We start from the raw sequence: 3,624 nt of genomic DNA, 5'->3' as shown, positions 1-3,624 counted from the left end.
ACCATTGTGGCTACCACGTACACTAACCTGAAATTTGCTCTAGGTTTGCTCCACAATATCCGGCCGCGGTCGACCAAGTGTAGGCAGCCTACGAGCACGCCCGGCAATGAACCCGATAACACCCGGAAAAGCTAAAAAAGGCCTTGGTCACTGAGGCGAAACTTAGCGTAGCTGTAACAGCCCGGCAGCTACTGCGCCACAACTTGAATACTCAAGTTAGTTTTTTCGCTCTTTACTAGGCTTGCATAGCTTCGCAAGCCTCCTCCCACGCACCAAAGTGGCTTGCGAAACTGTGCTCCCCCGTCTCCGCCTGCCGAAAGTGCCTTGCGCGATTTCGCAAACCTATTTGGCGCGGATAAAAGTGGTTTGCAAAGTACTTATCACTTATTTGTAAGCAGCAAAAAGCCCAGTGCGAAACAAGCAGGTCTACCCGCTTGGGCTCAACCGCTTCAGTGTCTCACACCAGGCTTTTTACCTAATAAAGCTTAGTTAGCAGCTTACTTGAATTCAATTCGCACCGGCACTTGGCCAGGAAACTTCAACGAATAGATTCCAGCCTTTAGGCTACCGCGCAACATATTTAAATCGTGCGCATTGGGATTGATGGTGCGCACCACCCGGCCCGCCGCATCCAAAAGCTGCGCTTCGATGGGCAATAGCCAGGCTTCGGGCAGCACCAAGTGCACGCTTTCTTCAGCGGGCACGGGGTAGGCCTGCGTAATCGGGGCATTTTTGAGAGCCCCCGGCTTGCTAGCCGTTACAACCGTGCCGGGCTGGCCCAAACTGGGGCGTAGGAAGTCGCGGATGGTACGGAAAGTGGTATCCGCATAGGCGGCGTTAGTTTCAAATGGAATGTGGCCCGCGCCGCGCAGCGTGCGCAAGGTGTTGCGAATACCCAACTGCGTGGTGCGAAGATTGAGCTGGCCGCTGCCGTACACGTACTTAGGTGGCAGCAAAGACCCGACTTTACCTTGAAGATACGGCACCGTGCGGTCGGCTGTACCATGAACGCTACACAACGGGACGTTGCCGGCCTCAATAATACTGGGGCTCTCGGTGGCGCCGCTCAAGTTGAGCACCGCCAGCACCGCGCTACTGTAGCTAGGGTTGCCGCTCTGGCCCTCAATGCCGCCCAGACCAGCAATATCAACGTAAGCCGGCACCTCAGCGGGCTTGTCCAGGTAACCGACTTCTAGTGCCGCGAAAGCACCGGCCGATGACCCACCCACCGTAATGTAGCGGGAGTCAACACGGTAAGTATTAGTAGTAGCGGCGTCTCTGCGAAAGAAGCGCACGGCAGCACGCATGTCTTGCATGGCCCGGATGGCGGCCCTGGCTACTTGGGGCGTATCGGCCGGAGCGGCCAGGCCAGTAAAGGGGAAACCCAGCCGGTACTCGATACTAGCAGTGACATAACCTAGCTTGGCGAATTGCGTGCACACGGCTACTATGTAAGCATCGGTGCGCGAGCCGGTGACAAAACCGCCTTGGTGCGCAAAAATGATGACCGGTCGACGAGCCTCGGTGTCGCCGGTGGGCTGGTAAATGTCCATCAGTAGCGTCTGCGGGTTGCCGATATAATTAATAGCTGAGCCATAAGCCACCCCGGATGTCACCGTCACATTCGGAAAAATAGGCTGGTAGTAACGGCCGCGAGTTGTATCTATCTGAGCGTTAGCTGCATGCAGTCCCATCAGGAGCAGGCACACGATGAGGAGGAATGTTGATTTCATAGAGAAAGAAATGAGGGGGTGAGTAATTGGTGGTTTAGCAACATTTGCCGCCTTCATTGACGCTGGAACGCATTCCAGGGTTCATCTTGCCGGCGGGCGCGTTTACCAGCTCAAAGTTACGACCTGCGTTATTTGCAGTCGCTTTTGCCCTTTTTTATGTCTATTCAATTTCCACCGGCGCTATGCCCCGGCCAGCGCGTAGCGCTGGTCAGTCCTGCCCGCAAAATCAGCGCCGCCGAGCTGGCGCCCGCCATCGAAACCCTCAGGAGTTGGGGGTTGGAAGTAATACTCGGTGATAGCATCGCTGGTGACCACCACCAATTTGCCGGCGATGATGAGCTTCGCCGCCGCGACTTGCAGCAGCAACTCGATGACCCCAGCATCCGGGCCATCCTCTGCACGCGGGGGGGCTACGGCACCGCTCGCATCGTGGATGCGCTGGACTTCTCCCGCTTCATCACCCACCCCAAGTGGCTTGCCGGCTTTTCCGACGTCACCGTGCTCAACGCCCACCTGCTGGCCCTGAACCACGCCAGCATCCACGGCGTGATGCCCGTACTCTTTCACCAGCCCGGTGGCGCAGTGGCCCTGGAAAGCCTGCGCCGTACTCTTTTTGGCGAAGCTGCGCTCCCTTTAGCAGTACCTCCGCATCCGCTCAACCGGCCCGGCACCGCCACCGGTGAGCTGGTAGGGGGCAACTTGAGTCTGCTTCATACCATCACGGGCACTGCCTCGCAGGTTAGCTTCAAGGGCCGCCTCCTGTTCCTCGAAGACCTGGATGAATACCTCTACCACATCGACCGGATTATGCTGCACCTGCACCGCAGCCGGCAGCTAGTGGGCCTAGCAGGCCTGGTAGTGGGCCACTTCTCGCAGATGCGTGATAACACCGTTCCCTTCGGTGCCACGGCGCTGGAAATCATTGATTCCTATGCCCAACGCTATGATTTCCCGGTAGGCTACGGCTTCCCCGTGGGCCACGAGGCAGACAACAGAGCCTTAGTGGTAGGCCAGATGGCTCGCCTGACAATAGACCCAACTGGGGCGCGGCTAACCCTGGCGTGGCCTAGCTATTGGTCAGTTTGAGGAGCCAGCCTAGAATTCCTTGCATGATGCATGAGTCTTTGAAGGTACTTGTAGCCTTCACAATCGAAATCTGAGGCGATTCAGTGAAATGGACAAGGAGCAAAGGTAATTAGATGGTCAAGCGTAGGAATTCGTAGTTCATGCACTTGCTTAAAATTATTAACTTATTTAACTGGCTGTACTTACTTCTGCTCGATTAAAGGCCTATAAGAATTCCCCATGGTTCAACGCAACTTGGTAAACCTTCTCAATACTGAATTTCATCTGGTTCAGATGGTGGCTAATCCTCCTCTGTTGAAGTTGGTATAATGATAGATACTATATTTGACAGTGAGCGCAACGGTAACACGCCACTTTTAGCAATGCGCTGTCTTCTCGTTCGCTAGTCAGGTAGATGTATGCTTTAAAACCGTTAACATCAATGGTATGATGTAAATGCTGGCTAAACACGTTGCCAACCGAATCTAACAAAACCTGATTTTCATGAAAATTTTGCCTGGTCAAGGAACCGCTAACTAATATCTGCTTCCCGTAGGCGCATTCTGCTCTTACCTCTTTCCCACAATAAGTACAACGATGTTGTACCGTACGATACACGCCGTGTGAGAACATATGTGGTAAAGTTCCGGATTGCGTTACTAAGTCAACAAAAGCATCGCGCTTACTTGCTTCCATCAGCATTTACACTCCTGTTGCTTCGCTAATTCTTTATATAGTCCCATATTTCCTGCACTATTGTAGCCACTACAGATGAATGTGTTTAGAAGCTGTTTGAGTTAATTTAGGGTCATGGAAAAGGTCGTCG

The 3,624-nt window shown here is 53.8% G+C and carries 2 protein-coding genes; one reads left to right on the top strand and one right to left on the bottom strand.

What is annotated here, in order from left to right; genetic code table 11:
• Window positions 1–497: 497 nt before the first annotated feature.
• Complete coding sequence (locus WX88_RS28435; RefSeq protein WP_052733145.1) at window positions 498–1,733, bottom strand: alpha/beta hydrolase; 1,236 nt, start codon at window positions 1,731–1,733, stop codon at window positions 498–500.
• 156 nt (window positions 1,734–1,889) lie between these two features.
• Between WX88_RS28435 and WX88_RS26395 the strand changes: the two genes are divergently transcribed.
• Window positions 1,890–2,819, top strand: a complete 930-nt coding sequence (locus WX88_RS26395) for a S66 peptidase family protein (RefSeq protein ID WP_046247431.1) — start codon at window positions 1,890–1,892, stop codon at window positions 2,817–2,819.
• The last annotated feature ends 805 nt before the right edge of the window (window positions 2,820–3,624 follow it).

The organism is Hymenobacter terrenus (assembly GCF_000972495.1).
In the GTDB taxonomy this organism is placed as follows: Bacteria; Bacteroidota; Bacteroidia; order Cytophagales; family Hymenobacteraceae; genus Hymenobacter; species Hymenobacter terrenus.
This window is presented reverse-complemented; position numbering and strand designations above follow the sequence as displayed.